20 protein-coding genes and 4 pseudogenes are annotated in these 26,433 nt (G+C 42.9%); 14 read left to right on the top strand and 10 right to left on the bottom strand.

Features of this window, described 5'->3' with window-relative positions:
• The first annotated feature begins 70 nt into the window (after positions 1-70).
• Positions 71-1,546 carry an aerolysin family beta-barrel pore-forming toxin gene (locus tag LMH68_RS14810; RefSeq protein WP_017063796.1) on the top strand — a complete coding sequence of 492 codons (1,476 nt, stop codon included), beginning with the start codon at positions 71-73 and terminating at the stop codon, positions 1,544-1,546.
• A 101-nt stretch (positions 1,547-1,647) separates the two neighbouring features.
• On the opposite strand, the gene LMH68_RS14805 is transcribed toward LMH68_RS14810, so the two are convergent.
• Positions 1,648-2,283, bottom strand: a complete 636-nt coding sequence (locus tag LMH68_RS14805; RefSeq protein ID WP_017058961.1) for a LysE family translocator — start codon at positions 2,281-2,283, stop codon at positions 1,648-1,650.
• A gap of 296 nt (positions 2,284-2,579) precedes the next feature.
• On the opposite strand from LMH68_RS14805, the gene LMH68_RS14800 reads away from it, so the two are divergent.
• Both LMH68_RS14800 and LMH68_RS14795 read left to right on the top strand, forming a co-directional pair.
• Positions 2,580-4,052, top strand: coding sequence for a carboxypeptidase M32 (locus LMH68_RS14800; RefSeq protein ID WP_017066275.1), 1,473 nt, complete (start codon positions 2,580-2,582; stop codon positions 4,050-4,052).
• Between the two features lie 330 nt (positions 4,053-4,382).
• A complete protein-coding gene (locus LMH68_RS14795; protein ID WP_229648235.1) occupies positions 4,383-5,294 on the top strand; it encodes a LysR family transcriptional regulator in 912 nt (303 codons plus the stop codon).
• 529 nt (positions 5,295-5,823) lie between these two features.
• Here LMH68_RS14795 and LMH68_RS14790 read toward each other — a convergent pair.
• Positions 5,824-6,102 (bottom strand): hypothetical protein, encoded by a 279-nt coding sequence (locus LMH68_RS14790; protein WP_229648236.1) that lies wholly within the window; start codon positions 6,100-6,102, stop codon positions 5,824-5,826.
• A gap of 391 nt (positions 6,103-6,493) precedes the next feature.
• On the opposite strand from LMH68_RS14790, the pseudogene LMH68_RS14785 reads away from it, so the two are divergent.
• The 5 genes and pseudogenes from LMH68_RS14785 to LMH68_RS14765 all read left to right on the top strand — a co-directional run.
• Positions 6,494-6,763 (top strand): annotated as a pseudogene (locus tag LMH68_RS14785) (carboxypeptidase M32); the annotation flags it as partial.
• Positions 6,764-7,224: 461 nt separating this feature from the next.
• Positions 7,225-8,430, top strand: coding sequence for a DUF1611 domain-containing protein (locus LMH68_RS14780; protein ID WP_102394470.1), 1,206 nt, complete (start codon positions 7,225-7,227; stop codon positions 8,428-8,430).
• Entirely contained in the window at positions 8,427-9,563 is a 1,137-nt protein-coding gene (locus tag LMH68_RS14775) for an alanine/ornithine racemase family PLP-dependent enzyme (RefSeq protein WP_108209345.1), read from the top strand. The genes LMH68_RS14780 and LMH68_RS14775 overlap by 4 nt, the downstream gene beginning before the upstream one ends.
• The gene (gene gspS2, locus LMH68_RS14770) at positions 9,520-9,885 is read left to right on the top strand and encodes a type II secretion system pilot lipoprotein GspS-beta (protein ID WP_016788065.1); all 366 of its coding nucleotides are present in this window, start codon (positions 9,520-9,522) and stop codon (positions 9,883-9,885) included. Before LMH68_RS14775 ends, gspS2 begins: the two co-directional genes overlap by 44 nt.
• Positions 9,886-10,116 carry a hypothetical protein gene (locus tag LMH68_RS14765; RefSeq protein WP_065584872.1) on the top strand — a complete coding sequence of 77 codons (231 nt, stop codon included), beginning with the start codon at positions 9,886-9,888 and terminating at the stop codon, positions 10,114-10,116. It begins immediately after the preceding gene.
• A gap of 164 nt (positions 10,117-10,280) precedes the next feature.
• Here LMH68_RS14765 and LMH68_RS14760 read toward each other — a convergent pair whose 3' ends face one another.
• Positions 10,281-10,877 (bottom strand): tyrosine-type recombinase/integrase, encoded by a 597-nt coding sequence (locus LMH68_RS14760; RefSeq protein WP_016792302.1) that lies wholly within the window; start codon positions 10,875-10,877, stop codon positions 10,281-10,283.
• Positions 10,878-12,095: 1,218 nt separating this feature from the next.
• Between LMH68_RS14760 and LMH68_RS14755 the strand changes: the two genes are divergently transcribed.
• The gene (locus LMH68_RS14755; RefSeq protein WP_004734802.1) at positions 12,096-12,569 is read left to right on the top strand and encodes a GNAT family N-acetyltransferase; all 474 of its coding nucleotides are present in this window, start codon (positions 12,096-12,098) and stop codon (positions 12,567-12,569) included.
• A 487-nt stretch (positions 12,570-13,056) separates the two neighbouring features.
• On the opposite strand, the pseudogene ltrA reads toward LMH68_RS14755, so the two are convergent.
• The 3 genes and pseudogenes from ltrA to LMH68_RS14740 form a co-directional block, all read right to left on the bottom strand.
• Positions 13,057-14,529, bottom strand: a pseudogene (gene ltrA / locus LMH68_RS14750) (group II intron reverse transcriptase/maturase).
• A 693-nt stretch (positions 14,530-15,222) separates the two neighbouring features.
• On the bottom strand, positions 15,223-16,227 hold the full coding sequence (locus LMH68_RS14745) for a metal-dependent hydrolase (protein ID WP_229647015.1): 1,005 nt from the start codon (positions 16,225-16,227) through the stop codon (positions 15,223-15,225).
• A gap of 227 nt (positions 16,228-16,454) precedes the next feature.
• Positions 16,455-17,263 (bottom strand): annotated as a pseudogene (locus tag LMH68_RS14740) (sulfite exporter TauE/SafE family protein).
• A 343-nt stretch (positions 17,264-17,606) separates the two neighbouring features.
• Here LMH68_RS14740 and LMH68_RS14735 point away from each other — a divergent pair.
• Positions 17,607-18,584, top strand: coding sequence for a DUF1852 domain-containing protein (locus LMH68_RS14735; protein WP_017064213.1), 978 nt, complete (start codon positions 17,607-17,609; stop codon positions 18,582-18,584).
• Between the two features lie 45 nt (positions 18,585-18,629).
• Positions 18,630-19,319: pseudogene (locus LMH68_RS14730) on the top strand (methionine synthase); the annotation flags it as partial.
• 153 nt (positions 19,320-19,472) lie between these two features.
• Here LMH68_RS14730 and LMH68_RS14725 read toward each other — a convergent pair.
• Genes LMH68_RS14725 through LMH68_RS14715 form a run of 3 tightly spaced genes read right to left on the bottom strand, consistent with a single transcriptional unit; the run spans position 19,473 to position 21,601 of the window.
• On the bottom strand, positions 19,473-19,907 hold the full coding sequence (locus tag LMH68_RS14725) for a hypothetical protein (RefSeq protein ID WP_048615448.1): 435 nt from the start codon (positions 19,905-19,907) through the stop codon (positions 19,473-19,475).
• 3 nt (positions 19,908-19,910) lie between these two features.
• A complete protein-coding gene (locus LMH68_RS14720) occupies positions 19,911-20,975 on the bottom strand; it encodes a phage tail protein (RefSeq protein WP_048615447.1) in 1,065 nt (354 codons plus the stop codon).
• On the bottom strand, positions 20,972-21,601 hold the full coding sequence (locus LMH68_RS14715; protein ID WP_082151264.1) for a phage tail protein I: 630 nt from the start codon (positions 21,599-21,601) through the stop codon (positions 20,972-20,974). Before LMH68_RS14715 ends, LMH68_RS14720 begins: the two co-directional genes overlap by 4 nt.
• A 126-nt stretch (positions 21,602-21,727) precedes the next feature.
• Here LMH68_RS14715 and LMH68_RS14710 point away from each other — a divergent pair, with 126 nt between their 5' ends.
• The 3 genes from LMH68_RS14710 to LMH68_RS14700 all read left to right on the top strand — a co-directional run bounded on the left by LMH68_RS14710 (position 21,728) and on the right by LMH68_RS14700 (position 25,293).
• Positions 21,728-22,156, top strand: a complete 429-nt coding sequence (locus tag LMH68_RS14710; RefSeq protein ID WP_048615446.1) for a hypothetical protein — start codon at positions 21,728-21,730, stop codon at positions 22,154-22,156.
• Between the two features lie 138 nt (positions 22,157-22,294).
• On the top strand, positions 22,295-25,003 hold the full coding sequence (locus tag LMH68_RS14705; protein ID WP_229647016.1) for a phage tail tape measure protein: 2,709 nt from the start codon (positions 22,295-22,297) through the stop codon (positions 25,001-25,003).
• Positions 25,004-25,053: 50 nt separating this feature from the next.
• On the top strand, positions 25,054-25,293 hold the full coding sequence (locus tag LMH68_RS14700) for a DinI-like family protein (RefSeq protein WP_048615445.1): 240 nt from the start codon (positions 25,054-25,056) through the stop codon (positions 25,291-25,293).
• Positions 25,294-25,333: 40 nt separating this feature from the next.
• Here LMH68_RS14700 and LMH68_RS14695 read toward each other — a convergent pair whose 3' ends face one another.
• Entirely contained in the window at positions 25,334-26,389 is a 1,056-nt protein-coding gene (locus tag LMH68_RS14695) for a DNA-methyltransferase (protein ID WP_048615444.1), read from the bottom strand.
• Positions 26,390-26,433: the final 44 nt, after the last annotated feature.

Below are 26,433 nucleotides of genomic sequence, written 5' to 3'. Positions count from 1 at the left end.
CTTGTCTTGTTAACTGCACGGCACACAAAACATTATCAAAATAGAAAAATTACAAATGAGGGAATTGTTAATGATCACAGTAAACAGAAGTCTCTTAGCAACCGCAGTGTTGTCTGTTCTATCAACCGGTGTAAATGCGAAGATTTACCCAGACCAAATAGTGTTTGACCAACTTGGTGAAGATGTCTGTCGCTCTGGTTATCGTCCTATAGACCGTTATGAAGCAGAAGAGCAGAAGAGTACTTTGGTCGCTCGCATGGGCACTTGGCAGATCACCGGGTTAAAAGGAAACTGGGTAATCATGGGGCCGGGTTATCATGGCGAAATTAAGCAATCAAGCAGTGGGTCAACGTTCTGTTACCCAAACAACGACCAATCTGAAATCCCTAACTATTCCGCCAAATCGGTTCAGGAAGGCAGCGAAATCGATGTTCAGTATGAATTAGTGAACAACCGTAACGACTTTGTACGCCCATTAAGCTACTTAGCCCACAACCTAGGTTACGCTTGGGTTGGCGGTAATAACAGTCAGTACGTGGGCGAAGACATGACGATAAAGCGCTCTGGCAACAGTTGGGTAATACAAGGAAATAACAATGGCTCTTGTAGCGGCTATCGCTGTGATGAAAAAACCAAAATCACCGTCGACAATTTTGCCTACACCGTTAACGACGACAACTTTTGGCATGGTGATGTTGTCGAGTCGGATCGTGAACTAGTGAAAACGGTTTACGCGACGGCAAGAAACAACAGCAACATCGCGCAACAAGTGGTGGTAGACCTAAAAGTAGACGAATCAACAAACTGGTCGAAAACGAACAGCTACGGATTCTCACAGAGCGTTCAAACAGAGAACACCTTCAAGTGGCCTTTGGTTGGCGAAACTAAGCTCACCGTTAAGTTCGAGGCTAACCAAAGCTTCGCTGAAACAAATGGCAACTCCACTAGCGAACAAGTAACACTTCAAGCTCGTCCTATGGTTCCTGCGAATTCGGAGCTACCGATTCGAGTTGAGCTGTATCGTTCAAGCATCTCTTACCCGTACCGATTCAACGCCGATATTAGCTACGATGTTGAATTCAACGGCTTCCTTCGTTGGGGTGGCAACGCGTGGCACTCTCATCCAGATAACCGCCCGTACAAGGCTCATACCTTCACCATGGGCCGTGGCAGCAGTGAATCTGCCGACATTCGCTACCAATGGGATCACCGTTACATCCCAGGTGAAACTAAATGGTGGGATTGGGGCTGGGCGATTAAAGAAGCTGGCTTATCAAGCATGCAATACGCGACTGGCGGAAGCTTACGCCCCTTCCACTCTTACGTGTCTGGAGATTTCTACGCTGAATCTCAATTTGCAGGTACTATCGAAATTGGACAAGCAACACCAATTACTAACAATCTACGCAGCAAAAGAAGTACTGATTCCGTCAACGAATCTACTGAGCGCATTGGCGACATCGAAGTTACCACCAACTTTAACGCCGATGAGTTGAGTGACTTAGGTTTCGAAGGTGCTGAGATGAACATTAGCGTCGTTGAATAACTGCGCTGTAGAATAAGATCGGTACAAAGATCTACCAGTAATAAAGCACAAAGCCCACGTCGTGGGCTTTCATATATTCATGTTCAACTGGAAACGGTGAACTACACAGGCTCTTCCATAAGAAGCTTAACACCCAGCCCAACCAACACCATGCCCGTCACGCCTTCCATCCACTTCATAAAACTCGCGTTTTTGAGCAAGTTTTTAGCGGAATTAAGAGCGCCAGCCAAACCACATTGCCATACCATCGCAATCATAAAGTGTACCGAAGCCATCAACATAGATTGCAATAAAGGCGAACCTTCAGGGTTTACAAATTGAGGTAAAAAGGCCAGATAGAAAACTGCTGTTTTTGGGTTAAGAACGTTAGACAGAAAGCCTTCACGCAAAGAACGCTTTGCACTGTAAGCCTGCTGAGCTTGTTCTCCGACCTTCAAACCGCCACCGTTTTTCATCAACGCTCGCAAACTGCTTAAGCCAAGCCAGATGAGGTAAACCGCACCTACCATCTTAACGGCTTGAAAGAGTTCAGCGGATTGGGCGAGGATTGCAGATATACCCACAGCAGAGAAAAACGCGTGTACATACAAGCCGCTACAAATACCAAAGCTCGTCATACAACCGTCAGCTAAGCCAGAGCGGCTAGTATTGCGAATCACCAAAGCCGTATCTAAGCCCGGCGTTAGCGTTAAAATAGTGATGGCAATTAGAAATGCCTCAAAGTTCAAAATATCCATATCATTGTCATTTTTGTTCAGCGATCTATCATCAATACCGTGTATCTGAACAATTCGCAAGCAACAATTGCCACCAGCTATACAACTCACTGATTTTGTGCACAATAGAACAGTTTGATTTGTTAAGAAATAGTAAATTCAAGGCATCGTACCGCCTCATGCTTTTCTCGCTATATCTTCGACTGCGAAGGTCGGCGTCATTAAAAAGCAAAGCCATAATCAAAGTACACGAGATGAACCTTAACGCTGACGCAGCCCTAAGGATCATTTAAAGAAACCAAATTAAGAGTAGTCAAATGAGCGCATTCAAAAAACTAGTCGAACACTCTCAAAAATGTTCACGCTTTCAACACCTAGCTTCTATTTGTGGTTGGGACCAAGCTTCAATGATGCCAGCAGGTGGTAACCAAGCTCGTAGTGAAGCGATGGCCGAGCTTTCTGTTCATATTCACGGCTTAATGACTCAACCACAGCTTGGCGATTGGATTGCAGACGCTGAAAATGAAGCGCTGAACACTGAGCAACAATCGTCACTTCGTGAAATAAAACGCCAGTGGCAACAAGCAAACCTACTTCCAGAAAAACTGGTTGAAGCGAAATCTCTATCGGGTTCAAAATGTGAACATGCGTGGCGTAGCCAACGCGGTAACAACGACTGGGTTGGATTCGAAAAGAACTGGCGTGAAGTGGTTGAGCTTTCTCGTGAAGAAGCGCAGATTCGCGCAGACGCAGCCAATCTAACGCCTTATGATGCGATGCTGGATATTTATGAACCGGGCACCAGCTCTACTTCACTTGATACCCTATTTGCAGACGTTAAAACTTGGCTTCCAGGTTTAATTGATGAAGTGATCGAAAAACAATCGAGCGAGCAATTTAACGCACCATCAGGTATCTATTCGACCGAGAAACAGAAAGCACTGGGTTTAGAAGTCATGAAGCTGCTTCAGTTCGATTTTGAACACGGCCGATTGGATGAAAGTGTTCACCCATTCTGTGGCGGCGTGCCTTCAGACGTGCGTATCACAACACGCTATGACGAAGCGGAATTCGTTCAAAGCTTAATGGGTATTGTGCATGAAACAGGCCACGCACGTTACGAACAAGGCTTACCAAAACACCTAGCAGGACAACCAGCGGGGGAAGCTCGTTCTATGGGCATTCATGAATCTCAATCTTTATTCTTCGAGATGCAAGTCGGCCGCAGCGACCCGTTCATTGGACACTTAGCGAACTTGGCTGGTCAGCAATTCTCAGGCTCAGAATTTGAGAAAGAAAACTTCCAGAAGATCTACACGCGCGTGAAGAAAGACTTCATCCGTGTTGATGCCGATGAACTGACCTACCCTGCACACGTTATCCTGCGTTACGAGATTGAGCGTGACTTGATCAACGGCAAGATCAAACACACTGACGTGCCAGAGTTATGGAATACCAAGATGCAGTCTTACCTTGGTTTAAGCACTCAAGGCAACTTCACTAACGGCTGTATGCAAGACATCCACTGGACAGACGGCGCATTTGGTTACTTCCCATCGTACACATTAGGTGCGATGTACGCGGCGCAGTTCATGGCTTCAATGAAGAAAACGGTAGATATAAACTCTGTGATTGAAAGCGGTGACCTATCCCCTATCTTCACTTGGTTAGAATCAAACATTTGGAGCAAAGGCAGCCTGCTGACCACTGATGACTTGGTGAAAGGTGCAACGGGCGAAACCTTGAATGCGCAATACTTCAAAGACCATTTGAGAAGTCGTTATCTGTAGATAAAACGCCCAACTACATTAAAGGTTTCTACTTGCAAAGCTTGCTGTGTAAGTAGAACCAAGCTGAAAAAAGCATAGTACAAGTATTGTAAGTCAAAAGTCACAATTATGGCTGAAGGGTAGCTTTGGTTCTAACTAGAAAAGGGGCACTTCTGAGTTACGAAGTGCCATCTGTGAAGGTTCTGGACATTTCCGAGTTGCGTTTTATCTAATTTAGTAAGTCATGAATTAACAGAATTAGGGCAACTCGCTTAGTCGAGTGTCCAGTATCACTGGTGCAGATCAGTTATCATATTTTAAGTAAATCACTCTAGAAAGGAAGCGAAACCTATGAATTTTAGTTTTGAACAACTTCTCGCGTTCGTGACCGTTTATGAACAACTCTCGTTTAGCAAAGCCGCGGTCAAACTCAATAAGCACCGAACTACGATAGGGCAGGTGATTACCAACCTTGAAGACCAACTAGCGGTCAGTTTGTTTGAACGAGTGGGGCGTTCGGTAGAGCCAACTGAAGATGGTCACCTTCTTTATCACAATGCTAAATTAACCATCGAGCAAGCGCGTACTTTCGATAAATTGGCGCTAAGCCTCTCTTATGGTGGATTAGAAAGCGTCAACATCGCTTATTCTAGTGTGATTCCTCATCGCGCTTTGGTTGAAATCCGCCAGCAATTTCTTCGCGATTTTCCGCTAATGCGCGTGAACTTTTTTGTTAGGAATAAACAGGACATCAAAAGAGGCATAGATAGTGGCGAATACCATTTTGGTATCGTCAATGTGCATGACCGTCAGGCGATGTATAGCTTTGATGCTACTTTCCTTGGGCATTTCGAATTTATCCCTTTTGTTCAAAAAGGTGGAGATCTATCTAGGTTGGAGAAAAGTGCAGTCTTGGTAGCTCTGAAAAACAGCAAACAATTTGTCTTACGATCTTTTATTGAAGAAGGTATGTCAGAGAAGATTATTTACAGCTCAGACAATGAAGCAATCGATCAACTTGCCCTAGTGATAAAGATGGTCGAAGCGGGGTTGGGTTGGGCGTTACTGCCTAAAACCTTCGCTAATACTGAGTTTGCCAATCATGCCATTGAGCCAGTTGAAGCCGATGAGATGCTAGAGGGCTTCAAGTTTGGCTTCGCGCTTTGGTGTCCACATTCCAAACAAATTGTTGATATTAAAAAGTCGTTAATCACCGTGATAAACAATTATCGCAAGCGATTTGAAGATGGTCTCCGTCGTTAACTCATAGACTCATCCAATTTTTTAACAAGGTTCAATTAGAGCCTTGTTTTCGTTTCAGTTAACTTTAAGTTCGAGTTTTAATGGATTACACCCTTTATATAGGAGTGTGAGGTATCAAGCTGACTATCTCTTCAGTCATGTCACTTTCCCTGTACCTTTAAATAATATAAAAGATATCATACAGTTTGTTGTGATTTTACCCCCAGCCCGTGAAGATAAAGTGACTAAATGGTTGATGTGATACATAGCAATTGTTCACAACTAAAGTTCATAAGGATGGATGACTTTTAGTAGGGAAAATGTTCGCATCCTAAACGATGTAGAGTATTCAATCTAAGTGATTTTGGGGCAGATCTGAGCTAGCAGGCACTTTGCAAGAAAAGCGCCACGAGTAAAACTTCAGGCTTATGAAGCCTCTGGACATTTCCGTTTTAGCAAGATTGCCAATTAAGCAAAGCATGAATTAAAAGGATAGAAAAAGTCGCTTACGTGATTGTCAGGGATCATTAGACCACTACAACTTCAATTGTCAGTTATAACTAAAACGGCACCTAGCCTTTGAGCAAAAAACCCTATATAACTCATCCCCACCTTCATGCTCTCTTACTCGAAAGAAAAAAATACTCTTCCCTCCCTCCTCATACGCGAGAGCTAGCTCAGCATCATCTCTTATCAAACCTTCAGCTACTAAGTGAACTTCTAATGCATCGAGTGCTTTTTCTTCTATGGCTTTATCGTGAATTGGTTTAAAACCTCCAAATGAAAGGGAAGAAAAAAAAAGAGCAAAAACAAAAAAAACAATTCGCATAACTATTCCTTTTTTATTAGTTCAATACTAATTCCAGTTTAGTAAGAAATTAAGATTGTCGCAGCAGTGAAACTAAATAGATAGCTCTCGTTTCATGCAATTAATGTCGGAGTTCATCATTCTTATTATGGTAAATGGGTAAATTAGCTACCAAAAACAACCCTCAGACCGCCTCAAACGCTCTCAGCGAGGATTTTGGGCTTGTTCAAGGCTATGCTCATACTACCTTGTATGTATGTGACTCTTTCAGTGCGATTTACAGAGCAAAAACTAGCGAATTCGTTTGAGTCAAGAACTGTACTCTGCCCCCACTTTTCGTACTTTGTGAGTTAAGTCGCCCCGTTAGCAAGAATTTGGACAGCCGCAACTACCTTAAAATGCAGGTCACATTCTCCACTGGACGGACGGCGCATTCGGTTACTTCCCACCTTACACATTAGGTGCGATGTACGCGGCTCAGTTCATGGCTTCAATGAAGAAAACAGTGGATGTGAACTCAGTGATTGAAAGCGGTGACCTATCCCCTATCTTCAATTGGTTAGAATCGAACATTTAGAGCAAAGGCAGCCTGCTTACTACTGATGATTTGGTGAAAGGCGCAACCGGTGAAACCTTGAATGCGCAATACTTCAAAGACCACCTAAGAAGCCGTTACCTTTAATGGAAAAAATTGATAGAGGCTGATCAGTTTATTGATTCAGCCTTTTTAATCACATTTTCAAAACATACTTAGATTGATTTGAAGGTTTTATCCCTTCATCGAACTTAACAATCACGGAAGATTCTGGTACCTACTAGCACGAAATTGGACAAAAACGCGTTAAACTCAAAACTCTAATTCACTTAACTAATATTAGAAAAAGTATCTTGAAACCTTAAAGCTGAGAGGTTGATACGGCGACGTTGAACAATGAGTCTTAGATCTCTAATCAATCACGTTAGTATGGGTGAAGCCTGAAAGTGATAGACTTAGAAAGCGTATTAATAATAATCAACAAAAGTCTGGTGAGTGTGTTATCTTGGTTGTTATCCCTACCGCTTAGTGGGGACTTCTTTTCTTTTCCGAACTCACATCTCGGCACTCCTTAGTTGCCCTCCTAAGCCTCACCGCAGGCTTTAATTATGTCCATTTCAACCCAAAAGTTAAGAAACATCTTCAAACTCACTAGAATTGAAAATGTAGAAATCAACAACGATGTACCCCATTTCGCACCTTGGTTACCACTTGCTCAGAAAGTAAAACCTGTCATCCCTTCTGCGATTATATATTGCGAAGGTAATTTTGGTAAAATTGATGGTAAAACCGCTAATGGGTTAGTGAGACATTCGTTAAGCTATCGTATTCTATCGGTTATTGATAGTGAGTCTGCTGGCTTAGATGCTGGTGAAGTTCTTGATAACAAAGCCAATGGAATACCTATCCTTGCTAATGCTGAAGAAGCTATCATTCACGCAGAAAGCATTCCTGATTACTTCATTTTTGGCATTGCGCCATCAAGTGGCTTTTTATCTGACTTAGATAAAAGCATAATTTTAAATGCCATGTCACTAGGAATGAACATCGTAAATGGCTTACATGAATTCCTAACCGATGATCCTCTATTTTTAGAAGCCAGCTTAAAGAATAACGTTCGAATATTCGATACTCGCAAACCCAAAAATAAAGGCGATCTGAAAACGTTTATCGGGAAAATACACAACGTTAAATGTCCGAGAATTGCTGTCATGGGGACGGATTGCGCGCTAGGAAAACGAACAACAGCAACAATATTAACGAATGAACTGACTAAAAAAGGCCTTAACGTCGTTCTGATTGCCACCGGTCAAACAGGCATTATGCAAGGCGCACAATACTGCGTTGCACTCGATGCTGTTCCTTCACAATTTTGTGCCGGTGAGTTGGAATCTGTCATTGTACAGGCCTATGAAAAAGAAAACCCGGATCTGATTATTATTGAAGGGCAAGGAGCCTTGAGTCACCCTGCGTTTTCAACCAGCGCTTTTATCTTACGTGGCAGCTGTCCAACGGGTGTGATACTGCAACATGCCCCTAAACGTTTATATCGTAGTGATTTTCCTGATTGCCCAATGCCTTCGATTGCCTCAGAAATCAATCTTATCGAAACGTTTTCTAATACCAATGTTATTGGACTAACACTGAATCATGAAGATATGTCGTTGGATGAAACACGCAGTGTGATAGACAGTTACACTACCGAATTTGGTCTACCTGTTACTGATGTCTTGTCACAACCTGTCGAACATCTGTTGCACATCGTAACGTCAGCTTTCCCTAAAATAGAAAGTAAACTGGCCGAAAAAGGGTGAACTACCCTAGGTTAGACATCGATTGTGGGAAAGTTCACCATAACGCTCAATTCCTGATTACTCAGCTCTCACTGAAAAATATATCCGTTACGCCTGTAACAAAAGCCTTCCTCGGTCACCCTATCATCGCACAAGTTCTTATTGATGCTGGCGCACCAATGTTAGCCGATTCAAGAATCGAAAATCTTCAAAAGATGACTGAATCTGGCATTTCTATCCCCAAAATGCTGATACGTACACCCATGCTCAGTCAAGTGGCGAGCGTAATAAAATACAGTGATATGAGTTTAAACTCTGAAGTTGAAGTGATTCAGAGGCTTTCACATGCAGCGGAACAACAAAATTGCCGTCACGATATTATTATTATGGTTGAGCTTGGCGATCTCAGAGAAGGTGTGATGCCTAATCGCGTGATTGATTTTATCCGTGAGATTATTTCTTTACCAAACATCACGATAAAAGGAATTGGTACGAATTTAGCTTGTCGGTATGGTGTCGCTCCAGATGATAAAAATATGAATATTCTTTCTGATCTTGCCGATGGAATTGAAGCTACATTTGGGATCAATCTAGAAATTATTTCAGGGGGTAATTCTGCTTCAGTTAACTGGGCTCTTCAGAGAACAGGCTTAACTCGAGTCAATCACCTTCGTATAGGAGAAGCAATTTTTTTAGGCTGTGAGCCTTTAGAGCACGAAAATATCAAAGGCTTACATACGGATGCGATTTCTTTGACCGCTGAAGTGATTGAATCCAAAATTAAACCGACTTTGCCTTGGGGAAGTCGGGGGTTAAATGCTTTTGGTGAAAAAGAAAACCTTCAAGATAGAGGGGAGGTATCGCAAGCTATTCTGGCATTAGGCCGCCAAGATGTTTGTGTCGGCGGGCTTAAGGCTCCGAATGGGATTAAGATCATGTCTTCAACTAGCGATCACCTTGTCCTTGAATCCTCACAGAAACCACTACTTGTAGGGGAAAAAGTCACATTCAGTTTAGATTACAGTGCGCTCTTATCTTCTATGTCTTCACGTTATATCCATAAATATTTTAAGGCACCTAAAGGGAGAAGAAAGGAAGAAGGAGCGCATAATGCTACGAACAACTGTAATTCTCTTCGTCAGTGTCATGCTTAACGGTTGTCAGATAAGCCCAATAAAATCTAATGGACTTGCCGATTATAGAGCGACAGTTATTTCAAGCCAACTTCCACAAGAGTTAGGCTCAATCACACTCGTAAATGCACAGTCAGAGGGCGATAGTGTCACTCTTGTTTTCGTAAAAAAGAAAACTTTGAATATGGACCGATTAGTAGAAAAAGTCGCCGTTAGTTTTTGTGACAACATCGAAATAAGACCACTATTAGAGAGTGGGATCTCTTATCGAATCATTACCTTAGGAAAAAATGAGAAAGTAGAAAGCCTTAACGTCATTTCTCTAGCTAAGTGCTCTAATTGAATGCTTAGCAGTCGAATGGATAAAAGCCAATACGAGTTGTTCAATGTACTCAATGACACTATTTTATTGAGGTTTGACCGCCTTACGCCTTGGGAAAAAAACTTTATCACAGAGTTACACCATAAGGTCGTAACTAGACAACTCATTTCAATTAAACAAAAACAGCTTGCTTTAAGAATTTCAATGAAAGCCTATAAATCAAAGAAGAAAAACGCGCGTTCCAACGTTTAATTTAAGCTTGTGTATACCTAATCTGTTTAAGGCTATCTAAACCTTGGACAGATTAGTAGTATTTGCACTTAATGTATTGAAAATAATCAAGTGTAGCGGTGAATGGGTAACAACTTTCAGCGTAATAGCAATTGAAACACCTAAGTATTTAGGTTCCTTTTCGATTAACACTCAGTACCTTCTGAAAGCAACAATGCATCTTCTAATTCAACCCCAAGATAGCGGATTGTATTATCTACCTTGGTATGACCAAGTAGTAGCTGCACCGCTCGGATATTTTTCGTTTTTGCGTAGACTAACGTCGCTTTTGTTCGCCTCATCGAGTGAGTGCCATACAAGTTAGGATCCAACCCCAGATTAGAAGCCCATCTCCTCACTAAGTATCGATAGTACGAATAGCTAATCGGTTGTTGCTTTCGCCTTTGGCTTGGGAAAATAAAATTGCTGTCATGTAGCGAAGCCATCAAAATCCATTTCATTAGACTCTGTTGAGTTCTTGTCGTTATCTCAAATTGAACTTCAATATCTGTTTTGCGCTGGATATGCTTAACGCGGTTAAATATCCTATCTTGCGAAGATACATCGCAAACTCTGAGAACGAGCAAATCACTTGCTCTAAGTTTGCTATCAATAGCTAAGTTGAGCAACGCAAGCTGCATCAAATTATTTTCAATTTCTAATCTGGTTCTGATCCGCCAAATTTCCTCAAGCCGAAAAGGCTTTTTGACGCCACTTCGTTTCGTTTTGTTGAAAACTACCATGATGACCTCCTTTTTAATTTGGTCATCACGATTGTAGTTGGAAGGAAATGGACAAAAGCGTGTCAGTGATTTTACTAATTTAGTAAACAATGAATTACTACAAGTATATAAAGTCGTTTAATCAACTTCCATGAGTGATGTCAATCTGAGTGATATGTCGGCCAAGCACAGCATTTTTGTGAATCGTTGTATTTTTATCACAGGTTTATCCAATACAGTCCCGCTTTAGACGTAAGAAGCTACGCTGCTATCAATTCATTAGGAGCAACATCTTATGACTATTAGATAAAACCGACATTAACGTTGAACTTTATGAAAACAATACATCAAGGTTTGAACTGGCAACTTAATAAATACGCTTTCATTATGTAATGATTTTACTTACAAAGTCATACTGTCATAGACAAAAGATTCCGCAATAATACGTCAAATGGTATGAGTTAAAACTTATATGGCGGTTCGTATCATTGGTGTTAAGTTTGGCTACACCAATTACGCAAACTAAAAAAATAGTGCAGAAAAGCTTTCGATAACATTAGCTTCAATATTCCAGGGCTGTGTCTATTTTTGCATTGCGATTGGCCATCTTCGATAACATCAAGATGTGGCCTACACTAAAACTTCAGGGTAACCAGCACTCTTTCTTTAACGCTTACCGAACTAGTTGTCCAAATTTAAACAAGTGGACTCGATATGAGAGCAAGTGCGCCTAATGAGAGAGCACTCGTCAATGGAATGAACGTCAGTGTTGAATGCAAAGGCGATAAGATATTGGCCACCATTTTAGCTGATAAGTGATATACAAAATGTAGCTGGCTGAGAACACATTAAAGTTATCTTTAATCACACTCGTCAGCATTCTATCAGGGAGTTTGTTTTGGGTTTTGTGACGGCACTATTGTAAAAATACTATACGTACCCTATTTTTGAATCATCGTGGGCAACGCTTGGAACTAATATTTCTGTCATGGGGGCAGGCAAAAAGGAAACAATAACTTCCATCATCGTTTTTAATTAAGACATACATATACCTTAATTAAAAAAATTGGCGCGTTCTAATATGCGCCAGATAAAGAGATCTATAAGATACTTGAAGAGTCTATGTTAAAAGACAGGAGCAAAAGCGACATTACCATTTTGATAACTCAAGATTAGCTTATCAAGATCCTTACATTGGCCAGTTACTTTTAATGAAACACCTACCCAAGGTAAATAAGCATGAATAAAATTAGCTTTTTAAAAATAAACAATACCATTATCAATGACATTATTGATCTCTCAGTGGAAGAGTCTCAAAAACAACTCATTGCTAACAACGCAGAGTGGCTTGCAGAAGCCAGTTTTAACGACGATAGTATCAACTATGGTATTTACTTAAACAATAAACCTGCGGGGCTAATCTCTCTGATTGACCCTAGAATACTGGACACACACGATGAACACTTTCAAAAGGAGCATTTATATGTATGGCGCGTCATGATTGACCATCGTTTCCAAGGAAAAGGATTGGGGAGTCAAGCGATTAACTTCAGTAAGAAATACGCTTCCATTACCGGTTTAAAAGGCGTCTCCCTGACCACGATGGATAAAGAAAAAGGCAATGCGCTCTCTATTTATCAAAAGCTTGGTTTTATACCAACGGGCAGAAGACTTGATGATGAAATTGAATTAATTTTTGGCTTAAAGGAATGAGTGGATAAACAAGTCAGATGGTGTGTCTGGGACGGCTATTTGGCCGCCTCATTTTATACTTCAACTGTAAAGGTATTGAAGAGTTCATTCAAAAACGCTGACCCCTCGTGCACTCTCACCTCCCCCCGGTCACAGAGTAACCAACAATCAAATTGACTCTTATTCAGTCTCCGTAACCTTTAAAGATCTTGAATCGCTTCGATGAGCTTTTTGACTGGAGTATGGTCTGACTCTATCCTATTGTCCATACTATCTAAATATGCTGACTACCTAGAGTGAAGAAAGAAAATGTGTCGGGCCTTTTCCTAACCATTAGTTTATGTATTGTAAAAATAGATTGCCGATGTAGTTCACTCATCGAAGTGAACACACAATGGTCGGGTAGACGACACTTGTTACCAAGTGCCGTCCCCCTAAGAACCCAGCGTGCAACTTTCACTGCACTAGGCTCAAGCCTTCACGAAGGCATCGTTTGATACCCAGCAACTTATAAAGCAGCGAGAGTAGGCTCCTTCCAAGAGTTGCGAGCTTGCCTTTTTGACTTTCTCTTAGCCAAGTATTTTTGGTGTTGAGGGTCATATGGTGTCGCTGCACTTCGGATTTTTACATGTCTCTCGATCGGTACTTTGGCTATTTGGAAGAGATTGAACTGGCAATCCATATCCATGATCTTCCGCCAACCATGAAAATGCCATTGGCCTTTTCGGTTGACGAAGTATTTAAGGGCCACCCAAGTTTTGGATTTTGTCGGATGACGCCTCACTGCCCAGTACCATAATGCAAGAAATAGCTTATGACCTACATATCCGAATACCTGTTTAGCCACGCAATGGCGATAATAATTAGCCCAACCCCTTAATTTCGGATTTATCAGTTTGATAAGATCGTTTACAGAGGTTGTTGCATGCTTTTTGATGAGTTCGCGCAGATTACTCAAGAACAGCAATGTGTTAGATTTACTCGGTTTAATGAGCAATTTCCCTTTGTACTTTCTGTGATTGAACCCTAGAAAGTTAAAGCCGTTATCGATGTGTGTAATGTGCGTTTTCTCTTCGGATAATGTTAAGCCTCTTTCCGCTAAAAATTCAGCGATCAACGGTTTGATATCGTTCTCCAACACTTACTTTGAAGCGCAGGTGACGACGAAATCGTCGGCGTATCCAATGAAATTGGCTCTACTACCCTTTTTGAGGGCCGTAGACTTAATATGCTGCTCAAGTCCAGCAAGAGTCATTAGCATCAAGGTTGGTGATATTATCCCACCTTGCGGTGTTCCCTCATCGGTGCGATAAAACAGACCTTTGTCCATAAAGCCAGATTTTAGCCATTGTTCCAACATTCTCTTATCAATAACGATGTTATCAAGAAGCCATTGATGGCCGATCTTGTCGAAACAAGCTTTAATATCCCCTTCAAGTACCCATTTAGCTGATTTCTTTAATGCCAAACATTTGAAACACTGCCCAACTGCATCGGCAGTACTGCGATTTGGCCTAAATCCATAACTATTAGGGTCAGCAAGCATTTCCGATATAGGCTCTAATGCAAGAAGATGGAGGGCTTGTTGCGCTCTGTCAATCATGCATGGAATGCCTAATGGTCTGAGCTTGCCGTTCTTTTTAGGGATGTAGATACGCTTGAGCGGTTGGGCTTTGTACGCCTTTCGACTCAATTGATTAACTGCTTTTATGCGGCGTGCATCTGTGTTCCAGATGACACCATCTATTCCAGACGTTTTACTACCTTTATTTTGAGATACTCGCCTTACTGCAAGAAGCTTGGCTGATCGAGAATGAGTTAGTATCCACTGCAAGGCTTTCGCTTTACCGTGTTTACCTTCTCTAGTTGCCTTTGCGATACGCATCTGAAGCTTTAATACATGCGACTCAATAGGTTTCCAGTCGATAGACTGCCATTGAGCACTGTCAGGAGAGGCACTAATCTCTTTAGAAATCATCATTTGCGTTTCTCCTTAAATAAAGTTCTTCAAACTCTCTCGCAACGAAAGACCAGTCGGAAGTGGGCTCACTTTCGTGACCAGACACGAGTCTGTATCTGCATCGTTACAATGCAGCCTTCGCTTTCTCCGACCTCCTTTACCCGCATCACTATCGGCCACAAGGGCTTTCCCATAGGGAGCGATACAGGCTTACCCTGTTCCGTATGTTACGTAAAATGTCAACTTAGATGCCCACTCTAGTGCGGAGAGTACTTTGATCACGAAAGGCCAATGCCCAACTCCTTTCCGACTCTCGTTGCCGTTTTGGCCACAGCGTATTAACCACTTCCGCTGCTTCATCATATGACGCACCTTTAATGGATTCACATACGTTCATCATATTGACTCCCTAGCACTTACCCGAATTGTGGTTTTCAGGAGGAACATCCTCTCACGATTTTGTTCCCACTCAGCCTAACGGCCAAGTTTCGTTACATTGTCAGATCCGCTACTTTATTCAGGATCTTAGGGTCATCTGGTGATACAGATGGTTCACTCTTGTCGTGGTGAACAACGCTTCATACGACTTCAGGTCGCACGGGCATAAATGAGCTATAGCTTCCCCTAAATTAACAATTCAGAGATAACTAAACGTATGGAAAGTCGCTTAACGTAGCATCCAGTATTGACGGTGCAGATCAGTTTAAAACTAGCTCATTTATCGCCAGTGAGCATACCGAAGAAGATCTGTCTCGACTCTGGCGTGTTGTCTCTATGAGTTTCGTATTTTACATGCGCGTTTGCATCAACTGCTTTTGATAGCTTGATGCTCCATAGTGCTTTCATTTGATTTGGTACAATTGAATATCGGACATCGATAATACGCAGCTCGTCTGTTGGGTCCTGAGCGATATAACCATTTGAAAACCAGCGGAAACGTTCTATGTCTTCGGCTTGTTGAGAGTCCGGGTCAAGCCAAGGTAAATCCCTGCTAACATTCAGCTTCGCAATCGACTCTCCGGGATACGTGCTTACCGATGTGCCAACCCGCACTGCGTCTACATGGTAATGAGCCTCTGTTTCGTACACCACTTTCCAAACCAAGATATTCGCAAAGCTTGGTTTTGCCTCTAATCGAATCGGTGTGTGTTGCCTTTCTTGCGCTAATTGCCACCCAATCGCCTCTGCCCTGTCTCGCTGAATCATCCCTAATGTTGGATAAATTAGCGCCCAAGTAAACGCAACACGCGCTAGCCAAGGCGCTCGTTTTAACGTCGCAAACACAAGCAACACTAGAATGGGAAGCGTATAAACAGGATCGATGATTGATATGGTGTTCCAAGCAAAGCGTGCGTTGGTTAAAGGCCAAAGTAACTGCGTACCATAAGTGGTACAAGCGTCTAACAGTGCATGAGTGCCATAACCCAGAGCGCAAAACAGCCAACTTTGTTTGAAAGTAAGCCCACGTCTTTTTGCAATCAGGTGATGCAGAACCAAGGCACAGATCAAACTGCCAATGGGGATAAAGAAGAGTGAATGGGTAAATTGTCGATGAAACTCCAAAGCCAACAAAGGGTCACTTTGAGACTTAATCAGTGCATCTAAATCTGGAGCCAACCCAGAGAGCAGACCTAATACCCCAGCAACAACCAAATGTTGTTTTTTGCTGGCAGATTGTGACAAAGAAACGCCTAACACGCCCTGCGTTAAAGGATCCATAAATCACTCATTGATAGCATTCCGTTGAATCAAACAAAATACATTTAGCTATAGCGGTGAACTGTTCATAACTAAACGGTTTTATCAATATACTCATGTACATAGTTGTATAAGCATAGACCGATAAACAAAAAAAGAGCAGTTATGAAACTGCCCTTTTCTAATTATTGGTGGTTGATCAATTTATTCGTTTTTGTTCTGTATATTCACACTTGAACGATCTTTTATTAACGAGCAACCATGCTTGCTGCGATAACCACCAGCAGTACTGAGAAGATTTTCTTAATCGTTGGAACCGGTAAATGGTTGGTGGCTTTTGCGCCTAACGGAGCCGTAAACCAAGACGTGCACACAATACCCAACAGCGCAGGCAGATAAACAAAGCCAGCAAAGCCATCTGATAGAGCAAAGTGGCTGCTGCCTGAACTGATGTAACCTATCGAGCCAAACAACGCGATCACAATGCCACAAGCCGAGGCACAACCGATGGCCTTTTTCATACCGACAGAGAAGAACGTTAATAGCGGAACCAGCAATGCTCCGCCACCAATACCTATCATGGCAGATAAGCCACCCGTAATGGTTGTCAGCACAGTGAGCACGCCTTTGTTCGGCAGTTTTCGTTCCTTAGGCGCATCATTTTTGCTGCTTAAGAACATCTTGATCGCAATCAGAACCACACTCACAGCAAACACAATACGAACGACTTTTTCCGGTAACAACGCCGCCATAAAACCACTAACCAATGCACCCAGAGCAACACCGAGCATGATCCAAGGCGCCAGATCCCAGGCACTTTGCCATTCTTGTGGTGAGCGAGTGCAGAAGATGTTGAAGTGAACAGTATCGATGCCAACGAGGTAGCAATCGCCGCGACAACAACTTGGTCGGATGGTAGAACTTCTAAATACAGTAAAATGCTGCTTAACACAGGAACAATGATCAGCCCTCCGCCAATACCTAACAAACCGGCTAGAAACCCAACACCACTGCCCAGTAACGCACAGTAGAAAATCAACAACAGCAATTCACTCATTTCATCCATCTCTTAATTAAATTAATCGTCTTAAATAACACACTATTAATGCGGTTATATTTCCATCAAGCTAATTAATATAACTGACACCGACTAAAATATTCAAACAGAATAGATCATGAATATTCCTCATGTTGAATGTGAAGTAATACCATTGTTAATGGTCAACCTATCAACGTATAAAAACCTTAAGCGATTAACTTTATACGACATTAATTCTACTAAGCATTAATTTCAGACAGCATAGCCTTCGATTCTTAATCCGGTCACAAGCAAAAAATAAAAGCCGTTTTAATACTAAAGACCGAGAGAATCAGAAAAAAAATTGGGATACCAAATCAGCATGAATAAAGAATTTAATTTTACGATTAAGAGCATTAGCCTCGACGAAAACTACCAGCCTGCAGACAGCACGCGTATCACTACCAACTTTGCTAACCTGGCTCGCGGTGACAGCCGTCAAGCGAACTTACGCAATGCACTACAAATGATCGATAACAGTTTCAACGCGTTAGCGCACTGGGATAACCCTAAGGGCGACCGCTACTCTGTTGAGCTTGAAATCATTTCTGTTGATATGGATATTGAAAGCAACGGCGAAGCATTCCCTTCAATTGAAGTGCTGAAAACCAATATTGTAGACCGTAAAACTAACGAGCGTATTGAAGGCATTATCGGAAATAACTTCTCTTCTTATGTTCGAGATTATGACTTTAGCGTACGTCTATTGGATCATAATAAAGGCCAAGATAAATTCAGCATTCCAGAAGATTTTGGTGACTTACACGGTAAGCTTTTTAAATATTTCGTTAACTCTGACGCTTACAAAAAGAACTTTAATAAACGACCTGTTATTTGCTTAAGCGTGTCAGATAATAAAACCTATTACCGCACTGAAAACCAACACCCAGTATTAGGTTTTGAATACCAACCGAATGAGTCTTCTTTAACTGAACAATATTTCAAAAAGATGGGCTTACAGGTTCGTTATTTCATGCCGCCTAACAGTGTTGCACCTTTGGCCTTCTATTTCTTTGGTGATCTGCTGAACGATTACTCTAACCTAGAGCTTATCAGCACCATCAGTACCATGGGTACGTTCCAGAAAATCTACCGACCTGAGATTTACAACGCGAACGCGGTTGCGGGTAACTGTTACCAACCAAACTTGAAAAACTTGGATCACTCGCTGACTCAAATCGTGTACGACCGTGAAGAACGAAGCCAGCTAGCTGTTGAACAAGGTAAATTCGCAGAAGAGAAGTTCATTAAGCCATACCAATCAGTTCTAGAGAACTGGTCGGCAAATTACGCACTTTAATCGTCTATTGCGCTCTCAAACCACCCAAGGATAGGCAATATTATTATGAAAACACTATTACCGACTTCAACAGCGGGCAGCTTGCCGAAACCGTCTTGGCTTGCACAACCAGAGACGCTTTGGTCGCCATGGAAACTTCAAGGCGATGAACTCACAGACGGCAAACAAGATGCGCTGCGTGTCTCTCTGCACGAGCAACAGCAAGCAGGCATTGATATTGTGAGTGACGGCGAACAAACACGTCAACACTTTGTAACGACCTTCATTGAACACCTGAATGGCGTTGATTTTGAAAAGCGTGAAACCGTTAAAATCCGCGACCGTTACGATGCGAGTGTACCGACGGTTGTAGGCCCAGTTTCTCGTCAGAAATCTGTGTTTGTTGAAGATGCGAAGTTCTTACGTCAGCAAACCGACCAACCGATCAAATGGGCTCTGCCGGGGCCTATGACCATGATTGATACACTTTACGATGCGCATTACCAAAGCCGTGAAAAACTGGCGTGGGAATTTGCAAAGATCCTCAACGAAGAAGCCAAAGAACTTGAAGCGGCAGGCGTGGATATTATTCAGTTCGATGAACCTGCGTTTAACGTGTTTTTTGATGAAGTGAACAATTGGGGCATCGCTTGTTTGGAAAGAGCCATTGAAGGGCTTAAGTGCGAAACAGCAGTCCATATTTGTTATGGCTACGGCATTAAAGCAAATACGGATTGGAAAAAGACATTAGTGACAGCTGCGAGCGAAACTTAAAACACCATGTATTTTTAACTTAAAACGTTTATTGACCCGAAATTACCCGAAATAAAGCGGGATATAACGAAACGAGAGAGGTGATTTCTGTCATGATTTGATGTTATGCATAAATGCATATCTTGACATATAAAGTTACGTTATCCCTTCTAAACTAGAGAGCATAGGACGACCGCATTCGGGAAAGTCCTCTTGTTGAACATATTCAATGAGTAATTTTCTATCACCGAGCAATTTAAAGTAATCTTCTTCGCTATAAGTTCCAACTCTAAGCTCTGAATACCGTTCATCTATCATCATGTCTGCTTGATACTCGGCAATTGCAGCATTGATGGCGGATAGTTTGTTTTTTTGCCATGACGCCTCTTGAGACACGTCAATTTTATCTGATTGAATAAATTTACCGTTAATATAAGAATAAGAACTAATATTCTCCCAAAACTGAAGGGGAAGCTCGTTTGTGTCAATGTCAAACGATTCTATAATTCTTTCGCTAGCCACTTTACCTACAGCAATGACCAAGGAGTTTTTGTCGAGGTGTATTGTGATTTTCTCTGTGATTGTATCCATACTTTATTTCCATGCTGATTTAACTGTAATCTCAAAGGTTGGAGCGACTTCCCCTGGTCTGGTCAGGTTTCGCGACAGGGTGAATTTCATGCCTTTTACTGGTTTTTTATTTTCTGTTACACACGGAATTAAAATAGTTTGTAAGGTGCCATGCTCATCACCTGATGCTCCTGCTGTAAAATTAAATTGTTTATGGTGCCCCCCTGATGAGTTTGATGTTGGACTCCAGTTGGATGCAGCGCGTAACTTAATATTGCGTTCGTACTGAATTGTTGTTTTTATATCCACTAAAACAAAACTCGATCCAATTACCTCATCAGGAAGTTCCCAGTTTATCTGTTCACCCTCATTTGCCGTAAAAAAAACGTACAGGTTTAATGCCCCAAGCAGTTGTGGATTCTCAGGATTGAACATTGGAGCAAGCCCTTCACTAAGGGCTTTTTCTGTAACAGCTTTCGTTTGACTTGTTCCTTTATAATTATTAGACAGTTGGACCACACCCGCTAGTGAGGTGGTTGCCGCTCTACGTAATAGTTTCTTTATGGTAAGGAATGCAGAATCATCGGTTCCTGCATCAACTTGAGCATCGGTGGCGATACGTGCAATTCCCGATTCTAGCTCCGTAGCATGAGGGATAATTGGCGTTATATTGATGGTCACCGCCGAGGCTTGGTATAAATCCATTGAGCACTCAATTTCGATTTGAACGTATTGATTATCAACAGAAGGGATGAGTGTTGAGGGGTACGAGCTATAAACTATGAGATTACCATCAGAATCATGCAGCCCAAACTCATTGATAAAGTGCTCAGCAAAGCGTGACGCGTCAACATAGACAATGGCATTGAACCAGTGCTCTTGTGTGTTGCCCTCATTAATATCTTGTCGACCGAACTCATTCACTAATTGTGTAACATCCGGTGTCGGCGTGACACTTGAACCATTTGCATCGCCTAGAGACATTTGCTCAATCAATAACTTTTGCCCACTTTGGTAGGCCGCTTCCAGCAGCTCTTTACCCTTATCGGTAAGCACAGCCGTGTGCTCTTGTGCAGATCCTAAACTCATATTTCATTACTCTTATTTCGGATAGTCATGCGATGTCGACTCTTTAGGGTGACCGCTGAATACAGTCCGCCAATTAACGTTGGGTTAGTTGGAAAATTTTTAGAGGTAATTCGGTTGCGTCCTTTTGAAATCGCAACGCTGAATATCCCTCCTATCGACGGCTTGTTTTTTATCGTCATTTGCCAATGTTGAGAGCCTTGTTTGTTGCTCTCAACGAGCGTGACGACGTTCTCATAGTCTTTTTGATTCAACCCTCCTTTGTCTTGAATCACTTCAACCAAAAAGGTGCCTTTAGCGCCAATTGGGTTCATTTGATGCCAAACCGTCAGCGTTGGGTTGAAACCTGTTAGGTCCAACGCTCGTTTTACAGCCCAGACCGTGCCTTTGTATCGATACAGCACTAAGCCCTCTTTGACGACTTCACGCTTTCTCGCGACCGTCCAGGAATCATCCCAGGTATCGACACGAAACCACCAAGAAAGCCAGGGTAAGTAAGATTCGTGGACGTTATCAATATCGATAACCTGAAGGCCATGAATGGCTAAGCGAAGCTCGTCCATCTCTTCCGTTGTCAGGAAACTCAGCGTTCGAAGTCGAACGTCTTGCTTTAAGATTTTGGGAAGCATTATTTCGTCTCGTTTATCCAGTGGTTATAGGATATTCAAACCTGACCACATAATTTCCGTTCGGCAGATGGACGCTATATATAAAGACACAATGCAGGCTCTAAATTACTCACAACGAGATAAACTATGAGCACTAAAAATCAAACTAAAAACACCGTTGAAACCGAATTAGAATCAGAAGTTCGAACCTTCACTTTGGAAGATATTGCCCGTGCAATGATGGAGTTTGATATCTGCATGTTGAACACTCCGGTTCAATTTGGTGGGATGGAACTCAACTGTGCTAAGCGTGTGCGCAAAGCGCTGGTTAAGGACCGAATTGAAGCGGTGCGTTTCACCAAAGAGCAATACGGTTTTGAATCTAACGATGCCATCACCGCGCACATTGCCTCGAGCATTTTAGTGTTTGGCGAACGCACTGAAGAGAAGCGAGATGAGCATGGCAAGCTCACGAACTTGGGTATGAAAGGCGAAGTGGTTATTCCTGTCGACATGCTGATTAACCTGCCCTATGAAGAGCACATCAACTTGGCTCACCTGATGGGAAAGAGCTAAACCTCGCACGAATCAAACAGAATATTTTTGATCACTCTTTTCGACTGCTCACCCACAAGAAAATAGGTCTTGTCTCCGTTGGCGAATTACTCAATGCCGACTGGGCGCAATATACGTATCTCATAGAGGTCTTTAATCATGGCAATAAATAAGGACAGTGGTTACGCGTTAGAGCTCATTGTTGGGGTTAAAGATGCGTTTACTCAGCAGTCGAAAAAGATTGAAAAAGAATCGAATAAGCTGGAGCGAGAGTTTAAGCAGCTGCAAAAAACCACCGCGGATGTTGATGCCTTTAAAAAGGCTGAATCGGCCATTGAACAATTGACCGAAGCTGAAAAACAATACTCAAAAATTCTAGGACAAAAGAAGGATGAACTCCCCAAACTGAAGGCTGAGCTTGCCAAAGTGACACAGCAATCTCGAATCATGGCCAATGAAGAATCCAAACTGCAAGCGACCATCAATAAGCTTCGTACCGATTTGGCGGGGTTAAGTGACGCTGGCAGCACCAATACCAAAACGTTTAAGAAAAAAACGGGGGCCGTTGCACAAGCTGTGCGCACATTGCAGGCATATCAATCAAAACTAAAAAGCACAACTCAAGATGAAAACCGTATTCGCTCTTCTATCTCTGCGACAGAGCGTGAGCTTGGTGATTTAACGAAGGCTCACCAGAAGAGCACCAATGAGATTAAAGCGCATGAGCGATTAGTATCACGCTTAGGCCACTCATTAAAAGAGGCGGGTCTCGATGTCAATGACATCACCCAAGAAGAGAAACGGCTGCAAGGCCAACTCAATCGAACCAATAAAGAGATTTCAGAGCAAGGTCGAGAGCTCGGCAAGTTACAAAACTTTGAAAAGCTGGGGGCGATTGCTGGAGGGGCCATGGCATCAGCAGGCTTCGCCTGGGCGGGGAATGATAAGTCTCGAAATGAACGTCTCCTTGCTGCTCGCAGTAGCTATTCATTAGAAGAGGTGCAATCGACCTCTCAACGCCAATTTCGTACCGACTTGATTCGGATGTATGGTGCAGACCAAGAGAGCATTTTCGCTACTCAAGCCCTCGCTAAACAGCAAAATTTAGGTGACGAAGATACTCAGGCATTAACAAAAGCCACTATCCAATTACAAAAGATTTTCCCTGACTATTCCTCACCCGAAACCGTTCGCGCCCTTGCCAATATTTCAAAAGGATTCGGCATCAGCATCGAGGAGGCTGCGAATAAGGTTTACGCCACCAGCTCAATGGTCGGTGATGCTAATGGGGATTTGCTCGATACTTTCGCTGAATACTCGCCTCTACTCGGTGACAAGATTTCATTTGACCAATTTGCAGCCTCTATTGTTCGCGCCCGTCAAGCCGGTGTTTGGAATACAGATAAGGTAGGTGATTCATTTAAAGAATCCTTTATGGCTCGTTTTAGTGATAGCGATGAGTTTGCCAAATTGGTGGGGCAAGGCGATAAAGCGGGCACCATTGATGCCATCACGGATACCGATTTGCGTAACCGAATTAAAGAAGCCGCTTACCGAGTACGCAGTGACGTTGAAACAGGCAATGCGCCAGGTAACAACTATGCAGCACTATTGGCTCTAGTGAATAGTGCAAACAAAACCGATGCTGCCACCGTCAAACCCATTCTTGAAGCCATCGGTGGCACAATCCTCTCTGAAGATATTGGTACCAACGGTTTAGACGCAATGCAGCAAGGTCTGCAAGAAGGGGGAAAGGTCTTTGACGGTGTTGATTCTCTTGATGATGCCGCTCAAGGAGTATCAACTTCTATCGACAAAGCCAAGCAATCATTCAATGCGACGACTGACACAGTATCGAACAGTGCGGCTAAGTTAATCGATAAGTTTGATGACTTAGGGACAGCGGTTTCCAATGTGACAGGCTCCGCGACTGGAGCTATGAACGAGAACTCTGGATTGGGTTATGCGGGTCTTGTCGGCGGCATAGGCGCAACAGCTTTCGGGGGAATGATTGCTGCCCGCCTTGGTAAAAAAGCCTTGGGTAAAATTCTTGGCACTGCAATGGGCTCTCAAGGTGGCTTCAAACCTGCGAGCATGTTTAGTGGCTTATTTACCAAATCTGCGGCTAAGCCGGTGGCGAAGGTCGCTAAAGGGCCGAGCTTTTGGTCGAGTGCGGGGAAAAAGGTAATGGATGGCGGTAAAGGTGTTCTCAAAAAGCTGCCAGTGGTGGGTCGAGCTCTAAGTACGACCTCAACTGGATTATTTACAAAGTCAGCCACGAAACCAGTAAACAATGTCGCCAAAGGAGCAAGCCCGTGGTCCTCTGCTGGGGAAAAAGTAATAAATGGTGGTAAAGGCGCTCTCAAGAAACTCCCCGTCATTGGTACGGCTTTGAATGCGGCCTCTATTGGCATGAGCGCCATTGAAGGAGATACGGAAGGAGTTTGGCGTGGTATTGGAGCCACGGCTGGAACCACACTAGGCGGTCTCGCGGGGAGTTTGTTTGGTGGCTTTGGTGCCGTCCCTGGTGCGATTGCTGGCTCTGTGGCGGGTGATGAGATTGCAGGTTGGTTATACGATATTTTCAATGGTAAGGATGATCCTGTTAACCAACAGGCTGTCGCTCAAGTGGAGCAAACAGTTCAATCTGCGACAATGCAACCCAGAAACGCCATCAGTCAGCCACCAGCCACAATCGAAGTGAGTTTTGCACCTGTCATTCAACTGGAAGCGGTGAGCTCTGAGGCCGATGTGATGGCACAAACCTTAGTGGCAGCCCTGCGTGATATGACGCCTCAGCTCAAACAGACATTGCATGATGTGATGGATGATCTTTGGAAAGATATGGATCATGTTGACCTCGACTAAAAATAAATATACTGTGTTTTCATACAGTACATTTAAAAGGAGAGTTTATTATGCGCGTTGATATGATCGTCAAAGCTTCTGGTTTACCCAAAGGGACATTCTCTTTGATTGAGCCTGAAATTCAAAAGCGTTTGTCGGTACTCGATCCCGATGTTTGTGTCCGTATTCGCAAGGGTGAAAACAATCATCTGGACATCATGGAAAGGGATAAAACCAAAAAAGAGAAAGCCCATGCGCTTTTGGAAGAGATGTTCAATGAAGCGGACGAGTGGCTGTACAACTCAATATGACAAAGGCGCAATTAAGCGCCTTTTCTTTTTAAGTTACAAACTAATATTGAATATTTCTCATCGACTCCAGCGTTTGTTCAAACGTTTCCTCTTCCATTTCAATGCCGATAAAACGTCGATTTAAACTCAAACACGCCTTACCTGTAGAGCCACTGCCCATAAACGCATCGAGCACCACATCATGTTCACGGCTGCTGGCGGTAATGATATGTTGCAGTAAGTCTTGTGGTTTTTCGCAGGGATGCTTACCTGGATAATATTGCACCGGTGCAAACTGCCAGACATCGGTATAAGGCACCTCACTGGTGACGGAGAACGGTCGACGTAAATGTTCGTATTGCGCTTTTAGATCATCGTATTCCAATACCAAGTTTTGGTAGTTATTTTTTAAAGCGTCATACTCCTCCATTAGGTCGCCATGCGTCTTCGTTAATTCTCCCTTTTTACTTGCGAAAAGCTGTTGAAGCTTTTGGTATTGCGCTTTGTTGGGGAGTTTCCATTGGCTTTCACTAAACCAATGAGAGCACATTTGTGTCCCTGTTGCCGCATTGATTTCTTTTGCTGTCACACCAAGTTGTTTACGAGCATTGATGAAGTAATCCATCAAAGGTTTGAATACGTGTTTCTTGAGCTCATTGCATTGAGAAGCGTAACCAGAGCAACCTTTGGCATAGCCTTCAGCGTTATAGTGGCCAGCAAATAAAATACGTTCGGTGGACGGAAAGAACATGCGCAAGTCCGGTTTGTGCATTCTTCGCCATGGGCCTGACGGTTTGGCCCAAATGATGTGGTTAAACACTTCAAAGCGGCTTCTGATGAGAATTTCAGTATCACTGGCCAGCTTTGAACCACAGAACAGATAAAGACCTCCTGAGGGTTTAAGGATTCGCCAGAACTCGAGAAGCACTTCATCGAGCCAGGCTAGAAATGAAGCGACATCTGGCCACTGATTGTCCCAGGCATTACGTTTGACTTGGAAGTATGGTGGGTCGGTTAAAATCAGATCAACGGAGTTGTCTTCAAGCGTTTTAAGGTAGGTTAAACAATCGGCATGGATGAGGCTGGCACGGCCATCGTGCAATGTGTGTTGGTGCATTCTTATCTCCTGTTAGCAAGAGCCTTGAACACAAATAGCGGTTG

Origin of the sequence: Vibrio sp. F13 (assembly GCF_020806305.2) — a bacterium.
GTDB lineage: Bacteria > Pseudomonadota > Gammaproteobacteria > Enterobacterales > Vibrionaceae > Vibrio > Vibrio crassostreae_C.
The sequence above is the reverse complement of the archived record's forward strand: the minus strand, read 5'-3'. Positions and strand labels throughout refer to the sequence as shown.